Source organism: Chlorobium sp., from assembly GCF_021740465.1.
Lineage (GTDB): Bacteria > Bacteroidota > Chlorobiia > Chlorobiales > Chlorobiaceae > Chlorobium.
On sequence record NZ_JAIOZR010000007.1, the window covers coordinates 94,359 to 112,797 of the forward strand.

Below are 18,439 nucleotides of genomic sequence, written 5' to 3' on the forward strand. Positions count from 1 at the left end.
CCGCCTGCTGAAGGGTGAACTTGTTCAGAGGCAAAGGCTTACTGTTTTTTTTAAAACTCAAATAATAAACTCAGAATTTATGCTTTTAAGGAGACAATAGAAAATAGTTCTCGCACTTCGGAAAGGTTTTTGCGATTCGGCGGCAAACGGCCCGGAAAGCCTATTGCCCAAGCGCATGTTCGGCGGCCTCCCTGATGGTTTCCGAGAGGGTGGGATGGGCGTGAACGGTATGCGCCATATCCTCGACCGTGGCTTCAAGATGACGGGCAAGAGCGATTTCGCCGACAAGTTCCACTGCACTGCGGCCGAGAATGTGGGCGCCGAGAAGCCGATGGTCGGCGGCATTGAATACCAGCTTCACCATACCTTCGAGATGACCGTAGGCGTTGGCCTTTCCGGAGGCGGCAAACATCGATCGTCCGGTGATGACCCGGTACCCTGCAGCTTCAGCCTGGGCTTCGGTAAGCCCAACACTTGCAACAGCGGGCTCGGCATAGACGCACCTCGGGATTTTCGTCTCGTCGAGTGCGGCAAGCGGGTTTCCTGAAATGGCAGCGACGGCGATTGCAGCTTCAGCAGATGCCTTGTGGGCAAGCAGCATACCTCCGCGGACATCACCGACGGCATAGATATGGGGAACCGCGGTACGGCACTGGTCATCGGTGAGGATAAAGCCCCTGGAAATTTCCACGCCTGCCTCCTCGAGCCCGAGTCCCTCGGCATTGCCCGCCACCCCTACGGCCACCAGAAGCAAGTCGGCAAGGGCCTGACGGAGCTCTTCGCCCTCTCTCAGGATAACGCCATGAACGCTCCCATCGCTGCAAACTACCTCTTCAAGCTTTGCTCCTGTAATGATTTCAATGCCCGCCTTTTCGAACGAACGGCCGAGGGCTTCCGAAATTTCGCTCTCTTCAAGTGGGAGGATTCGGGGCATCATTTCAACGATGGTGACCTTCGAACCGGCTTTTGCATAGAACCAGGCCATCTCCACGCCTATGGCCCCTCCGCCTAGAACGAGCATGGAACGGGGTACCTCCTTCAGGGCAAGCGCCTCACGGCTGGTGATGATGTGCCTGCCGTCCGGCTTCAGGCCCGGCAGCTCCCTGAAACGCCCCCCGGTTGCAATAATGATATGACGGGCGGAAAACACCGAATCGGGAGCTCCCTGCCGAACAACCGTAATCTCATGCGAATCACTGAGCCGGGCTTCGCCCTGCCGGTACTCGACGCCGGCTTTTCCGAGCATGAATTCGATCCCTTTGGAGAGCTTCAGCACCACATTTCGGCTGCGCTTGACCGCCTGCGCGAGATCAAATGAGGCATTTTCCACGTGCACGCCGTACACTGCGGCTTTAGGGAGCTCATCGAACAGATCCGCGCTGCGCAGCAGTGCTTTGGTAGGAATGCAGCCCCAGTTCACGCAGACACCTCCGGGAGCCGCCTTTTCGACGAGAGCAACTTTCATGCCGATTCGGGCCGCCTTGAGGGCGGCCTCATATCCCCCGGGGCCTGAACCGATAACGGCAAGATCGACATCGTAAAGCCCGCTTTCCCTTTGTTCCTGCATAAGAAAGAAATCTGCTGGTTTTATTTTACCTTATCCGGAAGAGAACCGCCGGATGCCGTCAAGTTTCACAAAATGCAAAATCACACCATAAAAAACGAATCCTTCCAGCCGGAAGAGGAGAATTCCGAACCCAAAAAGCTTACGCTCCAGGTCAGCAAGGTGCAGATACCCATGCGGATCGATAAATACCTTACCCAGCAGGTTGAAAACGCCACACGCAACAAGGTGCAGGAAGCTATAGAAGAGGAACGGGTGCTCGTAAACGGCAGACCGGTCAAATCGAACTACCGCATCAAGTCGTGCGACTCCATCCAGATCACCTTTCTTCGTCCTCCCGCTCCTGAGCTTGCCCCGGAGGACATCCCGATCAGCATCGTTTACGAGGACAGCGATCTGATGGTGGTCAACAAGGAGCCGGGCATGGTGGTACACCCCGCCTTCGGCAACTGGACCGGCACTCTGGCCAACGCCATTCTGCACCATATCGGAAAGGACGCAGGAACGCTGGACCCTTCGGAACTAAGACCGGGCATCGTCCACCGGCTCGACAAGGACACCTCCGGCCTTATCATCATTGCCAAAAATCCGACCGCCCTTCACCGGCTTGCCCGGCAGTTCGCGCAGCGGCAGGTGGAAAAGGTCTACAAGGCCATTGTCTGGGGGGTGCCCGATCCCGCATCTGGCACCATCCTCACCAACATTGGAAGATCGAAAAAAAACCGGAAGGTAATGGCAAACTACCCCTACGAAGGACCTGACGGCAAACATGCCGTTACGGACTACCTTGTCGAGGAAAACCTGCACTGGTTCTCGGTCGTCTCGCTCACCCTGCATACCGGCCGCACCCACCAGATCAGGGCGCACATGCTGCATATCGGCCATCCGATCCTCGGAGACGAAACCTATGGAGGACGGGTGCTCCGGACACTCTCCTTCAGCCGAAGCGAAAGCTTCGTAAAAAACCTGCTCGAATGCATGCCCCGTCAGGCACTGCATGCCGAAAAACTGCGCTTCAGCCAGCCCACGACGCATGAAACGCTCTCCTTCAGCGCCCCCCTGCCCGTAGACATGCTCCGTACGCTCGACAGGGTAAGAACCGTGCTTGCAAGCCAGCTCCACAGCTGACATCCAATCACCCGTATTTGTCCTTATTCACCTACTCCCCTGCTCCCGACTCCTTTTCCCGCTCACCGCCCACCGCCCACAATCTTTCACTGCCTCCCTGCTCCCGGCGTCTTTTCCTGCTCACTGCATATGGCACACCTCTCACCGTCTTTCACTCCCCTCCCCATCCTTGCCGAAAGTGCGTTTATTTCCGGTTCCGGAATTTTCATGCGCAGGAATCGAAAAAAAAAGATCGTCTCAACAGATAGAAACGATGCAGAACAGGGTTTGAACAACCGATAAAACAAACAGGAGTAGACGAATGAAAAAACAGATCTGGGTAGCAGCCGGAATTGCAGGAATGCTTCTCGGCAATACCCCATTCGACGCCCATGCCGATATCAACGTCCATATCGGAGTCAACAGCAGGCCACCGATCGCCATCGATGTCTGGCCGGAATTTATCTATGTGCCGTATCTCGGCTTTGCTGTAGCCGAGGGGAATCAATGGGATATTCTGAGGTACGACAACTACTACTACGTCTATCGCGACAACTACTGGTACCGCTCATCCCACCAGCGTGGTCCATGGGTGATTGTCGAGCGCGACAGACTGCCCTACAATATCCGCAGACACAATTGGGTTGACATCCGGCGGTATCGTGATGTCGAATACCGGAAACATCATGACAATGGATGGTATGAAAACGCGGAACAGTATGACTTTATCTACATCCCGGCGCTCGGGTTCTCCGTTTCTGTGGGAAGTCCCTGGGATATCGTGATGTACGACAACCACTACTATGTCTACCGCAACAACTACTGGTACCGCTCGTCTCATAAACGCGGACCATGGGTGATCGTCCGGCACGACAGGATACCCGGAAAGATCCGCAGACACAACTGGATGGATATCCGGAGGTACCGCGATATCGAATACCGCAAACGCGACAGGAACCGCCAGTTCGAGCAGGGCCCGCGCTTTGAGGAGCGCAGGGACAATCGCGACGAACGCCGCTTCGACGACAAACGGAGAAGCGAAACTGAACGCCGTCCCGAAAACAACATCCGGGTTGTCGAAAAACAGCGTCTGGACAACAAGCCGGGCGATGGCCGTGACCCAAAAGGAGACCGGGCGGATAACCCTGATAACAAACGGGAGGACATCGACAACAGAAGTGTCAACAAGGATAACCGGAACGAAACCAGGTATAACGACACCCAATGGCGGGATGGCTACAGAAAATGAAGGAAGGAGGAGATGCAATCACGCGGCTCATATACCTGTAACCCTATTGTAATAACAAAAAAAGTATCACCATGAAAAAACAGATCTGGATAACGGCGGGAATAGCAGGGATGCTGCTTGGCGGAGTGCCCCAGGCAAACGCGAATGCGGATGTCGTCGTCCATGTAAGGACTTCCGACCGACCGGCTTTCGTCATCAATTCCTGGCCGGACTTCATCTACGTGCCGAAACTCGGCTTTTCGGTATCGACCGCCAACTCCTATGACATAATCCGTTACGGCAACTACTACTACGTCTACAGGCAGGGCTACTGGTACCGGTCGTCATCACACCGGGGCCAATGGGTAGTGGTTCGCGAAAACCGGCTGCCCCGCCAACTCAGAAAATACCGCTGGGCCGAGATCAGAAGGCACCGCGACATCGAGTACCGCAAAAAACACGGGAACCGCTGGGTAAAAAAGGAGATGCGGCCTCCGGCAGACAGAAGGATGGAGAGTCGTGACGACCGCCGTTTCGAGGAGAGGCGGAATGACCGGAATGACAACGGCAACCGGAGCGGAGACGACAGAAGGTAGGGAGTTATGAATACCCGCCATTACGGCGGGATGTCGCACCGGGTCTGCCGGTCCGGCATCCCGCCGTTGTGTTGTTCGCCGCTTTCCGGAAAACCTGCCGACAGGCAAAGAGGCTGTTTTCGCCAGCGGAGATCGTATATTGAGATTTTGCCGGGCGCGCATCGGCGCAGCCCTCGAACACTGCCGACCATTTGGGGACACACTGCTCCCGATAACACATTATATTGATCTGAACCGTTATGACTTTCTGCAAAAGCCTTCTCGCACTCTCCATTCTGTTTGTTATGCCGGGAACAGCCTCCGCTCTCGACCGTTCGGGGACGCTTTCGGACGCACCCTCACCGGCAGCAGCAACATCGTTTCAGGAAACACTCTGCGATACCACCATAGCCGACCCATACCGTTATATGGAAAAGCTCAGGGATCCGGAAGTGCTCAAATGGATGAAAGCGCAGTCGGCATTCGCACGAAAAGTCCTGACCGGCATTCCGGGCAGAAAAGAGCTGCTGAAGAAAATGCAGGAGTTCGATAGACGAAAATCGGCAAAAATCTACAATCTCGCCATTACCGACAACGACCGCTACTTCTACCTGAAACAGACACCCGGCGACGAAACAGGAAAACTCTTTTACCGGGACGGATTCAACGGAAAGGAAACCCTGCTGTTCGATCCGGCGACTTACTCCGGAGACAGAAAAGGCAGCTATGTCGTCGGAACGGTATCTCCCTCCGATGACGGATCGAAAGTGGCATTCACCGTTTACCCTAACGGCTCGGAAAACGCCACACTCCTGATCATGGAAACCGGAACCGTTCAGCTCTACCCTGAAACCATCAGCCGCTGCCGTTTCGCTTCACCCTCCTGGACGCCAGAAGGAAGCTCGTTTCTGTACAATCGCCTGGATGCGCCCTCAAAAAAGGAAAACAGTCCGCGGTACGCCAGCAAAACCTGGCTGCACAAGCCAGGAACCGATCCGTCTTCGGACAGGGAAATCTTTTCAAGCACCCTGAACGCCGAACTCGGCATCGATCCCGACGATATTCCCGAAGTATCCTACGACAAGGAGAGCAGCTTTCTTTTCGCCTTCGTTTCCAATGTCGACCGGCGTCTGACCGTTTATTACGCACCTGTCGCCGAACTTGAAAAGGAAAAAATCGCCTGGAAAAGGCTTTTCAGGCCGGAAGACGAAATCCACGATTTTGCCGTAACGGAAAAAGATCTTTACCTGTACACCCCGAAAAACGCTCCGGGATTCAGGCTGTTGAAAACCTCCCTCCAGAAACCCGACCTGAAAGGAGCCGAAGTGGTCGTACCGGAGTTCCGCGGAGCCAAGCTGAGCGGGTTCGTCCTCTCCAGAAGCGGTATTTTCTATACCCTTTCAATGAACGGGGTGCAGGAGGAGCTCTACCATCAGGATTACGGAAGCGTTCTCTCCAGAAAGCTCTCCCTCCCCTTCCAGGCAGGCACCATAACGCTTTCGTCGAAAGGGTTCAGGTATCCTGAGGTCTGGACGGTGCTTGCCGGATGGAACCGCGACTACCGCCGGTTCCGTTTCGACGCCGAAAGCGGTTCATTCGTCAACGAAACCCTCTCCTCCCCGGCTCTCTATCCGGAATATGAGGATCTTGCCGTAGAAGAGCTGATGGTGCCGTCGCATGATGGCGTTGAGGTGCCGCTCTCGCTCATTTACCGCAAGGGTCTCCTGAAGAACGGCTCGAACCCCGTCCTGCTTTACGGCTACGGCGCTTACGGCAATTCCATGACCCCGTTTTTCAGTCCGCCGATGCTGCTCTGGACATGGAAAGGGGGCATTCTGGCGGTACCGCACGTACGAGGCGGAGGGGAACTCGGCTACCAGTGGCATACGGCAGGCATGAAAACCACCAAAGCCAATACCTGGAAAGACGCCGTCAGCATGGCGGAGTATCTGGTTAAAAACGCCTACTCCTCTCCCGGCAATATCGCCATCAACGGCGCAAGCGCAGGCGGCATCATGGTCGGCAGGGCAATGACAGAACGACCCGACCTCTTCGCCGCCGCCATTCCCCAGGTAGGCGCAATGAATCCGCTGCGCGGCGAGACCACGGCAAACGGGCCGGTCAACGTCCCGGAGTTCGGCACCATGAAAATTCCCGCCGAGTGCAGGGCGCTGATTGCCATGGATCCCTATCTCAACCTGCGTAATGGCGTGAACTACCCTGCAGCACTGGTTACGGCAGGAATAAACGATCCGAGAGTAATCGCCTGGCAGCCGGCAAAATTCGCCGCGCGCCTGCAGAATGCAACCGCTTCCGGCAAACCTGTGATCCTGTTTACCGATTTCGAGGCCGGACACGGAATGGGAAACTCGAAAACGAAAAACTTTGAAGCCCTGTCCGACATCCTGAGTTTCGGTCTCTGGCAGACCGGACATCCGGAATTTCAGCATTAAGGCGGCAGAGTAGCCGGAGAACGGAAGACTCCGGCTCCGCAGGAGCGGCATATCGGTAGCGCGACGTGGAACTCCGGGATAGAACATCACCTCAGACGAAGGGTTTTCGGCGCTTGATTCCTTGAGGTCCCTTATGTCCCTTTCTTTCCCCGGGTGAGCTGAAGATTCCCGGCAAGGCCGGCGGCTCAGACCCGGCCTTTGAGCCAGGCCTGTCGGCGAGGCTCCGGCAGCTTTTCGATAGCATAACGAAGCATCGTTCTCGGCATGTCGCTGTAATATTCAGAAAGGAACCCCTCCAGCACTTCTTCGTTCCGTTTGCCGACTTCGCGGAGCATCCAGCCTGTTGCCTTGTGTATCAGATCTTCGGTGTCTTCCATCAGCTTTTCGGCTATGGCAAGCGTATCGTCGAAGTCGTCGGCCCTGATGAAATGAAACGTCGAAACGATAGCGATCCGGCGCTCCCAGAGGCTCTCCGACAGGGCGAAACGGTACAGCGGCGAACGGTCGCGCTCCTGCAGGTGGCAACCGACGATCCGCGGACAGGAAAGATCGACAAGATCCCAGTTGTTGATCCTGTCGGTATGGGAACAGTAGTGCGTGTAAATCAGTGTTCTTAGAGCTTCATCCGCTTGTCTGGAGCGCTCGACAAGCAGCAGAAGGGCCAGCAGCCGGTCTTCATGCCACCCGGAGGCCAGAAGCTCGACGGCATCATCGACACTTGCACGGGAAAACTCGCGGCACAGTTTGCGAAGCACGGGCACACGGATTCCACGAAACATGTCCCCTTCTCCATACTCTCCGGGGCCGGTTTTAAAGAATCGACGAAGGATTTCCGCCGTCTCCTGATCGGCAAGCTTTTCAAGCCTGCCGCGTATTTCCGCTACCATCATATTGGCGATCGTTACATGCTGTTCACCCGGATAAACAATCCGGAATTCAAAATCCGGAATCTCCCCCATTGCTTTCAACCAACACTTCTGCCCACTACCCACTGCCCACTGCCCACACAGAATGCCTCCTTCCCCCTAAAGTAACTCGGCAAGCTCCGTCCAGCGGCCCATCTTGCCGTCCATCTCCTGCTGGATGGCGCGCAGTTCGTCGGTCAGTTTCTGTACCAGCGGGAAGTCGCTGGACGCTGCGGTCAGTTCATCCCCGATAGCCGCCTGACGGGCCTCGGCCTTGGCTATCCACTCTTCGAGCTGTTCGAGCTCACGCTTCTCCCTGCTGTTGAGTTTGCGCTGTTTCGAAACGGCAGCGACAGACGAAACCTCTTTCTTCGGCTCTTTAGCGACAGGTTTCGACGCCGGCCGTTCCTGGTACTTCGACTTCATTTCAAGATAGACGCTGTAATTGCCGGGATAGCGTCTGATACGTCCCTCCTCTTCAAAAACGAACACATGCTCGACCGTGCGGTCGAGGAAGTAGCGATCATGGCTCACCACGAGAAGACACCCCTGATAGTTGTCGAGATAATCCTCGAGCACCCGCAGGGTGGGAATGTCGAGGTCGTTGGTGGGCTCGTCGAGCAGCAGCACGTTGGGCGAGCCGATAAGCTGGCGGAGCAGGTAGAGCCTGCGGCGTTCGCCTCCGGAAAGCGTTCTGATATAGCTGTACTGCGTCGAGGGGGTAAAGAGAAAACGCTCCAGCATTTTCGATGCCGAAAAAACCTGTCCGTCCTTCAGCTTTATCTGTTCGGCCTCTTCCTGGATGAACTCGATCACCCGCTTGTCGTCGTCGAGCTCACGGCTCTCCTGATCGTAGTAGCCGATCTTTACGGTCTTGCCGATATCGATGCGGCCGCTGTCGGGCTGCACCCGTCCGGTGATCATGTCGAAAAGCGTTGTCTTGCCCGAACCGTTGGGGCCGATAATACCGATACGGTCTCCCTTCTGCAGCATATAGTCGAACGAGTGCAGCAGTTTTTTATCGCCGTACGATTTGGAGACCTGATGAAACTCGATAATCATGCCGCCCAGCCGATCGGCTCCGAAACCGATCTCGAGCGCTTTCTGCTGCTCCTTTCCGGGAGCGTAGACCAGCTCTTCGGCCCGCTGCATGCGGGCCTTCTGCTTGGTGGTACGAGCCTTGCAGCCGGTTCTCATCCATTCGAGTTCCTGGCGGATCAGAGCCTGCCGCTTTCGGTCCTCGCGCTGCTCCTGCTGCTCCAGTTCGTCCTTCTGCTGCAGGTAACTTGCGTAGCCTCCCGAAAAAGTTCGCGCCGTGCGTCCATCGAGCTCGAACATGCGGTTGGCTACACGGTCGAGAAAATACCGGTCGTGCGTGATGAGCAGAACAGCTCCCTGATAGCGGCGGATATAGTTTTCAAGCCACTCGACGCTGTCGGCGTCGAGATGGTTGGTGGGTTCGTCGAGAATCAGGGCATCGGACGGGGTTACAAGGGCGTGAGCCAGGGCGGCCCGCTTGCGCTGCCCTCCTGAAAGCTCGCCCATTCTGGCAGTCACATCGTTCAGGCCGAGTTTGCCGAGCACGACCGTAGCGTTCGATTCGAGATCCCAGGCTCCGGAAGCGTCGAGTTCATGCGAGAGGCGGCTGAAGCGTTCAAGCAGCTCCGGATCGTCGCTGTGGCCTGCTTCAAGCTCCCGGCAGGCCAGCTCGTAATCGAGAATGAGCTGCATGACGTTGTCGCCCGATTTCAGGACGGCCTCGAGCACCGTATCTTCGGGGTTATAAGGGGATTCCTGGGGGAGATAGGCGATTTTCCGATTATTGGTGACCGTCACCCGCCCCGTATCGGGAGTTTCGACCCCGGCAAGAATTTTCAGGAGCGTGCTCTTGCCGCTGCCGTTCGCCCCGATAATACCGATCTTGTCCCTGTCGTCGATTCCGAACGAGACATCTTCGAAAAGTTTCTTGAGGCCGTACTGTTTGCTCAGGCCTTCCACCGTTAAAAGCACCATACCTTTCCACCTGTTATGTTATTCGGGGCATCACATTCGCGTGATAATCTTCACATCCAAAAACCGCTCAATATAGGCAATCAACCTATGGTTTTTCCCTGCTCATTACTGTTTTAAGCCTGAACTGGCTTCCGGGGTTCATTCTTCGGTTTTTTTTTGATAAACTGCACTTTCCCCGAACCGCAAGGCAAAACCGTCAACGTTGCAAGAAGAATTACAATCCCATGAGTGAACTGAAGAAAGCGCTGGCATGGACCGATATTCCCGTACCCGAAGATCTGCGTCATCTGCCGGAGGAGCAGAAGCAAAGCGTTGTCGCCTATGTCAGGGCGGTAGTAAACCGTAAAACCGACGGCTTCGAAGAGCTCTACCAGGCAATCGGCATGATCGTGAAATACATCCCGCATTTCGTGGTGATTCCGCTCATGGTCGAGCATATCAAACCCGCCATCGCAGCAGGCGTATGCCGGAAAATGGGCGTCGACCAGGCCACAGGCTACGCCAACGACCTGCCGCTCGAGTATTTCAGCGAAGTTTCCCGGCACATCGATGCCACCATGATGGCCGAACTGCTCGCCAAAATGAAAAGGCATCATGCCGAAAAGTTCATTCACTACGAACTGCAGCACCATCTCACCCATATACTCGACATTGCCGAGCACCTCGAAAAGCGCATGCTCGAAGTGGTTGCCCGGCACGTCACCCTGCCGGAACATGACGACGACCTCCTGAAGCACCCGCATCATGAGATCATCGAAAAGATCCGGGCCCTGCAGTAGAAAACCCCGGAAGCCGCCGTTCCGGTTCCTGACAAAAAAACGCAAGAGGGCAATCTCCATGCTTCATCCGGAAGCCGAAAGCTGTTTCCATGCGGAACCGTCGAAACGGAATACATGCTGTCAAATCATTCAGAGTCCGACAGGGTTATCGGCAAGTCACCTTCAGCAGACTTTCCGGCTATGAGCATCAGATATTTCCGGTCCATGCCCCGACCCTCCAGGGAAAGCCTCCAGGGTAGAGTGCTCAGAGAGATAAAAAGAGAGTTCGGGGCTGAAGTCGAGCCGTTCACCCTGCACCTGCCGTTGCCGGAGCTGCTTGCCGGGGCCTGGATGACCTGTCGGGAAACGCTGCTTGCCGGAAAAGGCCGCCGTGATGGCAGAGAGATGGTCGCCGCAGCGGTTTCGTCGATAAACAACTGTCCTTACTGCGTGGATGCGCACTCGATGATGCTGATGGGTACATCGGGAAATCAGCGCAACAGGGATCCGTACCTCCGTGCAGTTGCCGCATGGGCTGCCGCAACGCGAGACCCGAAGGCGAGATCGCTCGCCGCGCCTCCGTTCACACCGGACGAAGCGCCTGCATTTATCGGAACCTCGGTGTTCTTCCATTACATCAACCGCATGGTCACGATCCTGCTTGGAAGCTCCCCCCTGCCGCTGAAATCCGGCATCGGGAAAACGGTTTCGATGCGCCTCGGTGCATGGTATTTCAAACCGGCTATCCATCTGGAGAAGATACCTGGCACTTCGCTCGGACTGCTGCCTGCAGCGGAACTGCCGGATGACCTCTCCTGGGCGGAATCTTCGGTTGAAACTGCAGGAGCTTTTGCACGCTTTGCAGGCGCGATTGAAACGGCAGGTTCGGCTGCCGTTCCGGAATCGGTCCGGAATATCACCGGGGAGATGGTCATGAACTGGAATGGAGGCGATCCCGATATTTCCGGCAGGTGGTGCGACAACGCGCTGGCCCGGTTCGAAGCTTCCGAAAAAAGCGCGGGAAGGCTTTCGCTTCTGGCCGCACTCGCACCTTACCGAATCACCGAAGAGCACATCCGCGAATTTTCGGCCTCATTTCCCGGCGACGGGAGGCTTCTCGGCCTTCTTGCCTGGAGCAGCTTCACGGCAGCAAGAAGAATCGGTTCGTGGCTCCGGTAACCTGAACGGATTGTCCCGAAAACAGCTTATCAGAATATGGCACTGTTTTGTCCGCTCACCCGCATTCACGACCTCAAGCTGAAACGCAATGCAACCACTCTTTCGAATAGAAAGCCTGCTTTCTCCCATAAAAAAGCCCTCACCAGCGGCATTTCTGATCCAGCTGTTCCTGCTGTACTATCTGCCGGTCGTTCTTCTTGTATCGGGAGCGGTTCCATTCTCTTTCCGCTGGATGGTTCTTGCCGGTATTTTCCTGGTGTCGCTGCTGATCTCGCGGCTCAAGGGATATCGTGCCGAAGAACTGGGAATCCGGATTTCAAACCTTAAGCAGTCCCTGCTGGCCAACGCACTCTTCATCATCCCTGTCATGGCGCTTTTCCTGCTTCTGGACGATACTGATGTGCTGGCCATAAAAGCCGAACCCCCGAAGACCATTTTTTTCTTTTTCTATGTGCTCATTTCAAGCCCTTTGCAGGAGTTCCTGTTCCGGAGCTTTCTGTTTGCGGAAATGTACCGTTCCGGCATTACCCGGGCTTCAGCACAGGTCGTCGTTTCGGCTGCTTCATTTGCCTTTCTGCATATCATCTATCTTGACGCCTTCACCACGCTGGCGACATTCGTCGCAGGCCTTGTCTTTGCCGGGATTTACAGAAAATATCCCAATCTTGCCGGCGTATCGTTTTCCCATGCCGTAATCGGAACCCTTGCGATTCTGGCCGGAATTGCACGAAAAATGTCTTGACAACAAAGTTCTCCTCCGGCACAAATACAGGGTTCTCCTTACCGCAAAAGAAGTTCCTGTATCAGTTCGAGAAGTTCGGCCTTTCTGATCGGTTTTGTGATAAACGCGTCGCAACCTGCATCTGCTGCTTTTTGCCGGTCACTTTCCAGAGCGAACGCCGTCTGGGCTATCACCGGAAGCGCGGGCCTTATCTTCTTTATTCGCGTTGTAGCCTCCAAACCGTCCATCACCGGCATTTTAATGTCCATCAGTACAAGGCGGATATCCTTGTACCGTGAGATCAGCTCCACCGCTTCCCTGCCGTTTTGCGCGTGTAGAATCGTCATGTCGGCCCCTTTCAGGATAGCTTTCAGCAGAATACTGCAGGATCGGTCATCCTCGGCTACCAGAATGGTCATTCCTCGCAAAAACCGGGTCTTCTCGTCGAGCAGCGAGCCTGAACCGGCTGTTTGAGATGTTCCTGCACGGTTGTATGGCAGCGTAACATGGAATTGGCTTCCCCGGCCCTCAACCGATGTCACCCCGATCGAGCCTCCGAGCATCTCGACAAAAGCCCTGGAAATACACAGCCCGAGACCGGTGCCCTCAAAGCTCCGGGCATGACGCGAATCAACCTGCCTGAAACGCTCGAAAATCTCTTCCTGCCTGTCGAGCGGAATGCCGATACCGGAATCGGTCACATAAAACTCGAGCATTCCGTCTTTTCTGGTATAGCCGAACTCCACATGGCCTTCGGCAGTGAACTTCAGGGCGTTCTGGATAAGGTTCGTCAAAATCTGGCTCAGCTTCGAACTGTCTGTTTCGATAAGACTTTCCTCGTCGGAGAGTCCGGGAAAACAACCGAAATGCAGCCCTTTCTTTTCGGCTTCAGGCTTGAAAAAAGCATGGAGTTCGCGCATGAGGCGGTTGAGGAAGGTTTCGGCGATCTGAAGCACGGTTTCTCCGGCTTCAATACGTGAAATGTCGATGAGTTCGTTGATGATGTTCAGCATGCGCAAGCCGCTCTGCTCGATGAGACCGATATACTCCGCCTGTTCCTCTCCGGACAGGTGCGAGTCCTTGAGCAGCTCGGAAAAACCGAGTATACCGTTCATGGGAGTACGGATCTCGTGGCTGATGTTGGCCAGAAAAGCGGTTTTAAGGCGGTCGCTCTCCTCGGCTTTTTCCTTGGCCGCAATCAGTTCGCTCCAGAGCTTTTTCTTTTCGGTGATATCCTCTTTTACCGCAACGAAATTGGTGATGATCCCCTCTTCATTCAGAATGGGAGCAATGACTGCCTCTTCCCAGTAAAGTTCGCCGTCTTTTTTTTTATTGTAAAATTCCCCATGCCACTCCTGTCCTGCAAGCACCTTCTTCCAGAGTTTGTCGTAGACCTCTTTGGGTACCATGCCCGACTTGAAAACTCGCGGATTTTTTCCGATAACTTCCCGGGCGGAATATCCGGTCAGACGGGTAAACTTGGGATTTACATACTCGATCGTTCCGTCCAGGCCGGTAATGACGACAACTGAGGGGCTCTGCTTTACGGCAACACTGAGTTTTTTAAGCGCTGCCTCTGTCTTCTTGTGACGGGTAATATCGGTGCTGGTCCCGATAATTCTGAATATGAACCCCTCATCGTTGCGGACAGGGTTCAGAACGGTTTCCCACCAGCTCTCCCTGCCTCTGAACGGAAGCAGCTCCTCATACCGAATGGGAGCGCCTTCATGCACACAGGTATCATAGTGCCGGATGACCTCTTCGGCAAAAAGGGGATCGATAACCTCTTCGGGTGTTTTCCCCGCAATCTCTTCATTGCTGATGCCGGTCAGGGTTTCATGCAGCCGGTTGATGCCCCTGTAGCGGTAGGAGCGGTCAGGCAGAACATCAACAACGAAAATCGAGTGGTTGACCCCTTCATAGATACTTTGGAGAAACCGCCTGTTTTCCTGCAATTCCCGCTCATTCTCCTTGCGACCGGAGATATTGCGTACCGTGGAGATAATGTATGGAGATCCGGAAAGCTCGACCCTTGTCGAACTCACCTCTACAGGAATCCTGGTGCCGTTTTTGCTGACCTGTACCGCCTCGAAAAGAACCTGACCTTCATGCAAGAGATGCTTCGTCGCCTCGGGAATATAGCTGGATGAATGTTCCGGATCGTCAATCTCCCCGGGACTCATCTGGAGAAGCTCCTCTTCGGTGTAGCCCAGAGTCCCGCACGCCGCTGCATTCACCATTTCAAACCTGCCCAAATCGCCGTTTTCGAGAATAGGATGCACAAACACGCCATCCCTGATATGCTCAAAGAGCAACCTGAGCCTTTCTTCACTCTTCTGCAGTGCATGCTTCGTCTCCCAGTATCCGGTAATGTCATCAAAAAGAGCGACAACCTCTCCCGAGGGTATCCTGTAAAGGTGGTTTTCACGCCACCCCTGCCTGTCGTTGTCCTGATAATAAAACGGGGGGAGATGTTCGGGACGTCCGGTCTCCGAAACCCGGCGCAGCGCATCGAGAAGTCCGGTTTTATCCATGTTCGGAAAGAGGGTCAGCAGGGTATTGCCGATAACCTTTTCCCTTGAAATCCGGGTTATGGACTCGGCTGCAGGATTGAACGCCTTGAACCTGAAATCACGCCCACCTTCCATAGGCTCGTACACCGCCAATCCGCTTCCCATGTTTTCGAACAGGGCCGAGTACCTCCGGCGTGTTTCCTCAAACTCTTTTTCCGCCTGTTTCTGATCGGTGATGTCCAGCGCAGTAAAGGTAATACCCTGAGAGTAGTCAGACGGATCGAGAGGAGATGAGCTGAGCAGAACATTGATGATTCGTCCGTCCTTGCATTTCAGGCGGGTTTCAACGGTTCCGGTACCGTGTTCCCTTATCTGGCGGTACTTTTCCCTGCCGACATGCTCATAATCATCGTCACTCACATAAAGCATCCTGCTATTTCGGTGAAGCAGTTCATCTCTGGAATAACCCACCATCTCGCAGAAACGACTGTTGACCTCCATGAATACACGGTCGGAAATCAGCCCGATTCCGGCAGAAACCGCTCGAAAAATGCTTTGCAGTACCACATCCTCGTTAAAACGAAGATCCTCGGTCGTTTTCCGAAGCTTTGCGATCCTTTCAAGCAAGGCGCAATGCCGACGGATATTTTCAAGCTCGTCTATGAGTTCAGCTCTGGTTTTCTCTTTGTCATTCATGGGGAATGATGGGATATAAGAATTAAGCTTCCTCTATGATACAATACATTTCGGGCAATAAGCACAAAAAAAAGGGCACACTTTTCAATATGTGCGCCCTTTTCCGGTCTCCGTCAGGAAATGGTATGGGGGTATCACTTCCCGAAAGGTTCCGGAGCCGGCGTCTTTTCCGAGGAAGGCGGCAGAATCGGCAACTCGAAAACAGGCTGGGTTCCGGTAAGCGTTTTCATGAACGCCACAAGCTTTGCGTTCTCTTCCGGAGTAAACTTCTTTCCGAGCTGTATCTGTCCCATCACGTCAATGGCTTCGGCAAGCGTAGCAGCTTCGCCGTCATGAAAGTAGGGATAAGTCAACTCGACATTGCGCAGCGAAGGTACCTTGAAGTTGAAACGGTCGGCATCCTTGCCCGTTACTGCCGAACGCCCCTCAGCGGGACTCGTTGCCTTGTATGGCTCGACAACACCCATTTTCTGGTAGGAATTGCCACCGAGAGCCGGGCCGTTGTGACAGGCGGTACAGCCACTTGTCTTGAAGAGTTCATACCCCTCAAGTTCCTCTTTGGTTATGGCCTCATCCTCTCCAAGAAGCCATTTGTCAAAACGGGAACCGGGAGTGACAAGCGTTTCCTCGAAAGCTGCGATTGCCTGGGTGACCTGATCAATGGTAATCCCGTCGGAACCAAATACTGTTTTGAACTCCTCGACATACCCTGGAATCGATTGCAGCATGCTGACTGCAAGCTCGTGGGTAAATGCCATTTCACCAGGATTGGCGATAGGACCGCCTGCCTGCTCCTTGAGGTCTTTGGCCCTGCCGTCCCAGAACTGTGCGAGATTCATCGATGAATTCAGTACCGTCGGCGAGTTGATGGGACCCTTGTTCCACTTGTGGCCTACAGAGGATTTAAGGTTGTCGCTGCCTCCCATACTGAGATTGTGGCAGGAGTTGCAGGAGATAAAGCCGGATTTTGAAAGCCGTGGATCAAAAAAAAGCTTTTTACCGAGTTCCGCCATAGCGGGGTTTGAAACCGATGCCGCCGCAATGGGAGAAACGGGTTCTCCGGTCCTTGGTTTGGGTGGTTCGACTTTCAGGGTTTCAGGCGGTACGCTCTCCTTGCCCGCCTGTGGCGCGGGTGCGCAGGATGCAACCGCAATGATCAGGACTGCTCCGGCAATTACGCTTTTGATCTCCATGGCTTGCTCCTTTATTTATTAGGGTTGTATAAAAAATGCAATCCGTTATCAGTCGTATGAAATTATTCCGTAAAACGGTGAATCAGGGCAAACAATTCATCAATATTGACCGGCTTTGAAAGAAATTGGTCAAAACCGGCATCAAGCGCTTTTTTTTTGTCTTCGGACAAAGCAAAAGCCGTATGGGCAATAACCGGCAGTTCCGGCCTGCTCTTCTTGATCTCCCTGAGAGCATCGTATCCGTTCATTCCCGGCATCCGGATATCCATAAGCACAAGATCAATATGAGGGTTGCGAAGTGCTTCCCGAACGGCCTGGCTCCCGTCGACAGCTGAAATGACATCGATATTTTTGCCGCCAAGCACTTTCTCGAGAAGTATCCGGTTGACGTTGTCATCTTCTGCGACAAGAATGCACAGGTCTTTTTTGAATTTCTGGCCGGACAGCACTGAAAGCGGGTTCATATCCGTTTTCTGACATACACCCTTCCGGTACGGCAGCGTGAAATAAAAAACAGACCCCTGCCCGTCCCCGGACTCAAGCCTGATAGAACCACCAAGCAGTTCGACCAGGGATTTTGAAATGCTCAGTCCGAGACCCACTCCATCATGCAGGTGAACGACATCTGCATGCCCCTGCAGAAAACGGTCGAAAATCCTTTCCTTGAGATATTCGGGAACACCGATACCTGTATCCCTGACATAAAATTCAAGCTGGTCGCCTTTTTTTGTGCAGCCGAAATCTATTCCTCCGGTAAGGGTATACTTCAGTGCGTTCTGCATAAGATTGGTCAGTATCTGGATAAGCCGGGTACTGTCGGTCTCGATAAGGCAATCGGAAGCATCGAGACATTTGCCGCAACGCAGAAAGAGGCCTTTCAGGGTTGCCTGTGGTTCGAAAAAGGCCTTAAGATCGAGAAAAACATCATTGAGAGAGACTACCGTATACTGTAGGGTAATCTCTCCCGCCTCTATTTTTGAAATATCGATAAGATCGTTCAGAATGCAGAGCATTCTTCTTCCGCTCTTGTGGATAAGCTCGATATATTCATCTTTTTTGCTGCCGCTGAGCAGCGGGTCTTTCAACAGTTCCGAAAACCCGAGTATCCCGTTCATGGGAGTGCGGATCTCGTGGCTCATATTGGCAAGAAATGCGGTTTTCAGGCGGTCGCTCTCCTCGGCCTTTTCCTTCGCGGCAACAAGTTCGCTCCACAGCCTTTTCTGTTCGGTGATATCTTCGGCCAGTGCGACATAGTTGGTAACAACCCCCTGATCGTTTTTTACCGGTGCGATAATGACGTTATCCCAGTAGGGGTCACCGTTTTTTTTCTTGTTGAGCAGCTCTCCACGCCATACCTTTCCCCTTTTGAGCGTCCTCCATATCCGGTTGTATATATTAGGCTCCTCGCTATTTCAAGTGGGTAAGCCAAAATTAAGCTTCCCGCTGATCAGGTAGATCATATTGATGAGATTTTTGGTAGTGCGGTAACCCCGTGCCCGTGCTTTGGCCGCCTGGATGAGGCTATTGATTCCCT

At 54.1% G+C, this 18,439-nt stretch carries 13 protein-coding genes; 7 read left to right on the forward strand and 6 right to left on the reverse strand.

What is annotated here, in order from left to right; translation table 11 throughout:
• Nucleotides 1-160: 160 nt before the first annotated feature.
• Complete coding sequence (gene lpdA / locus K9G39_RS05100) at nt 161-1,567, reverse strand: dihydrolipoyl dehydrogenase (RefSeq protein WP_292003856.1); 1,407 nt, start codon at nt 1,565-1,567, stop codon at nt 161-163.
• Between the two features lie 72 nt (nt 1,568-1,639).
• Here lpdA and K9G39_RS05105 point away from each other — a divergent pair, with 72 nt between their 5' ends.
• From K9G39_RS05105 to K9G39_RS05120, 4 genes are all read left to right on the forward strand, one after another.
• On the forward strand, nt 1,640-2,692 hold the full coding sequence (locus K9G39_RS05105; protein ID WP_292003857.1) for an RluA family pseudouridine synthase: 1,053 nt from the start codon (nt 1,640-1,642) through the stop codon (nt 2,690-2,692).
• A 301-nt stretch (nt 2,693-2,993) separates the two neighbouring features.
• A complete protein-coding gene (locus K9G39_RS05110) occupies nt 2,994-3,920 on the forward strand; it encodes a hypothetical protein (RefSeq protein WP_292003858.1) in 927 nt (308 codons plus the stop codon).
• A gap of 71 nt (nt 3,921-3,991) precedes the next feature.
• A complete protein-coding gene (locus K9G39_RS05115; RefSeq protein WP_292003859.1) occupies nt 3,992-4,495 on the forward strand; it encodes a hypothetical protein in 504 nt (167 codons plus the stop codon).
• A gap of 239 nt (nt 4,496-4,734) precedes the next feature.
• Nucleotides 4,735-6,927: a prolyl oligopeptidase family serine peptidase gene (locus K9G39_RS05120; protein WP_292003860.1), complete on the forward strand. Its 2,193-nt coding sequence runs from the start codon at nt 4,735-4,737 to the stop codon at nt 6,925-6,927.
• Between the two features lie 185 nt (nt 6,928-7,112).
• On the opposite strand, the gene K9G39_RS05125 is transcribed toward K9G39_RS05120, so the two are convergent.
• Nucleotides 7,113-7,817: a DNA alkylation repair protein gene (locus K9G39_RS05125; protein ID WP_292003861.1), complete on the reverse strand. Its 705-nt coding sequence runs from the start codon at nt 7,815-7,817 to the stop codon at nt 7,113-7,115.
• Nucleotides 7,818-7,952: 135 nt separating this feature from the next.
• Nucleotides 7,953-9,845 (reverse strand): ABC-F family ATP-binding cassette domain-containing protein, encoded by a 1,893-nt coding sequence (locus K9G39_RS05130; RefSeq protein WP_292003862.1) that lies wholly within the window; start codon nt 9,843-9,845, stop codon nt 7,953-7,955.
• Between the two features lie 224 nt (nt 9,846-10,069).
• Here K9G39_RS05130 and K9G39_RS05135 point away from each other — a divergent pair, with 224 nt between their 5' ends.
• The 3 genes from K9G39_RS05135 (at nt 10,070) to K9G39_RS05145 (ending at nt 12,524) form a co-directional block, all read left to right on the forward strand.
• The gene (locus tag K9G39_RS05135) at nt 10,070-10,624 is read left to right on the forward strand and encodes a hypothetical protein (RefSeq protein ID WP_292003863.1); all 555 of its coding nucleotides are present in this window, start codon (nt 10,070-10,072) and stop codon (nt 10,622-10,624) included.
• A gap of 180 nt (nt 10,625-10,804) precedes the next feature.
• Nucleotides 10,805-11,782 (forward strand): carboxymuconolactone decarboxylase family protein, encoded by a 978-nt coding sequence (locus K9G39_RS05140; protein WP_292003864.1) that lies wholly within the window; start codon nt 10,805-10,807, stop codon nt 11,780-11,782.
• Between the two features lie 88 nt (nt 11,783-11,870).
• A complete protein-coding gene (locus K9G39_RS05145; protein WP_292003865.1) occupies nt 11,871-12,524 on the forward strand; it encodes a CPBP family intramembrane glutamic endopeptidase in 654 nt (217 codons plus the stop codon).
• Between the two features lie 38 nt (nt 12,525-12,562).
• On the opposite strand, the gene K9G39_RS05150 is transcribed toward K9G39_RS05145, so the two are convergent.
• The 3 genes from K9G39_RS05150 to K9G39_RS05160 all read right to left on the reverse strand — a co-directional run bounded on the left by K9G39_RS05150 (nt 12,563) and on the right by K9G39_RS05160 (nt 18,299).
• Nucleotides 12,563-15,712: a PAS domain S-box protein gene (locus K9G39_RS05150; protein WP_292003866.1), complete on the reverse strand. Its 3,150-nt coding sequence runs from the start codon at nt 15,710-15,712 to the stop codon at nt 12,563-12,565.
• Between the two features lie 134 nt (nt 15,713-15,846).
• On the reverse strand, nt 15,847-16,905 hold the full coding sequence (locus tag K9G39_RS05155) for a cytochrome-c peroxidase (RefSeq protein WP_292003867.1): 1,059 nt from the start codon (nt 16,903-16,905) through the stop codon (nt 15,847-15,849).
• A 62-nt stretch (nt 16,906-16,967) separates the two neighbouring features.
• Nucleotides 16,968-18,299 carry a response regulator gene (locus K9G39_RS05160; protein WP_363319362.1) on the reverse strand — a complete coding sequence of 444 codons (1,332 nt, stop codon included), beginning with the start codon at nt 18,297-18,299 and terminating at the stop codon, nt 16,968-16,970.
• Between the last annotated feature and the right edge of the window lie 140 nt (nt 18,300-18,439).

Bases quoted from the DNA above. Each gene is read 5' to 3' on its own strand.
- K9G39_RS05155 (WP_292003867.1), bottom strand. From the start codon at position 16,905: ATGGAGATCAAAAGCGTAATTGCCGGAGCAGTCCTGATCATTGCGGTT.
- K9G39_RS05120 (WP_292003860.1), top strand. From the start codon at position 4,735: ATGACTTTCTGCAAAAGCCTTCTCGCACTCTCCATTCTGTTTGTTATG.
- K9G39_RS05115 (WP_292003859.1), top strand. From the start codon at position 3,992: ATGAAAAAACAGATCTGGATAACGGCGGGAATAGCAGGGATGCTGCTT.
- K9G39_RS05110 (WP_292003858.1), top strand. From the start codon at position 2,994: ATGAAAAAACAGATCTGGGTAGCAGCCGGAATTGCAGGAATGCTTCTC.
- lpdA (WP_292003856.1), bottom strand. From the start codon at position 1,567: ATGCAGGAACAAAGGGAAAGCGGGCTTTACGATGTCGATCTTGCCGTT.
- K9G39_RS05135 (WP_292003863.1), top strand. From the start codon at position 10,070: ATGAGTGAACTGAAGAAAGCGCTGGCATGGACCGATATTCCCGTACCC.
- K9G39_RS05150 (WP_292003866.1), bottom strand. From the start codon at position 15,712: ATGAATGACAAAGAGAAAACCAGAGCTGAACTCATAGACGAGCTTGAA.
- K9G39_RS05125 (WP_292003861.1), bottom strand. From the start codon at position 7,817: ATGATGGTAGCGGAAATACGCGGCAGGCTTGAAAAGCTTGCCGATCAG.
- K9G39_RS05130 (WP_292003862.1), bottom strand. From the start codon at position 9,845: ATGGTGCTTTTAACGGTGGAAGGCCTGAGCAAACAGTACGGCCTCAAG.
- K9G39_RS05145 (WP_292003865.1), top strand. From the start codon at position 11,871: ATGCAACCACTCTTTCGAATAGAAAGCCTGCTTTCTCCCATAAAAAAG.
- K9G39_RS05140 (WP_292003864.1), top strand. From the start codon at position 10,805: ATGAGCATCAGATATTTCCGGTCCATGCCCCGACCCTCCAGGGAAAGC.
- K9G39_RS05105 (WP_292003857.1), top strand. From the start codon at position 1,640: ATGCAAAATCACACCATAAAAAACGAATCCTTCCAGCCGGAAGAGGAG.